General features: G+C 67.0%; 1 protein-coding gene. It reads left to right on the top strand.

Translation table 11 applies throughout. The features are described 5' to 3' along the window. A partial coding sequence (locus K7G59_RS34415) for a phosphocholine cytidylyltransferase family protein (RefSeq protein WP_225840674.1) occupies nucleotides 1-575 on the top strand: 575 nt, incomplete at both ends.

Here is a 575-nt window from a genome sequence, read left to right as displayed (position 1 = left end):
CCCAAGGCGCTGGTGCCTGTGGGCCCCGACGGCGCGGAGGACTCGATCACCGTGCTCGACCTCACCCTCGGCAACTTCGCCGAGGTGGGGCTGACCGAGGTCGCGGTCATCGTCGGCTACCGCAAGGAGGCCGTGTACGAGCGCAAGGAGGCCCTGGAGCAGAAGTACGGCCTCAAGCTCACCCTCATCGACAACGACAAGGCCGAGGAGTGGAACAACGCCTACTCCCTGTGGTGCGGCCGTGACGCCCTCAAGGACGGCGTGATCCTCGCCAACGGTGACACCGTGCACCCGGTCTCGGTCGAGAAGACGCTGCTCGCGGCCCGCGGCGAGGGCAAGAGGATCATCCTCGCGCTGGACACCGTGAAGAACCTCGCCGACGAGGAGATGAAGGTCGTCGTCGACCCCGAGAAGGGCGTGACGAAGATCACTAAGCTGATGGACCCGGCCGAGGCGACCGGTGAGTACATCGGCGTCACCCTGATCGAGGGCGACGCCGCACCGGAGCTGGCCGACGCGCTGAAGGCGACCTTCGAGCGCGACCCGCAGCTGTACTACGAGGACGGCTACCAGGA

The sequence above is a fragment of the Streptomyces sp. NK08204 genome (assembly GCF_020400585.1).
In the GTDB taxonomy this organism is placed as follows: domain Bacteria; phylum Actinomycetota; class Actinomycetes; order Streptomycetales; family Streptomycetaceae; genus Streptomyces.
The sequence above is the reverse complement of the archived record's forward strand: the minus strand, read 5'-3'. Positions and strand labels throughout refer to the sequence as shown.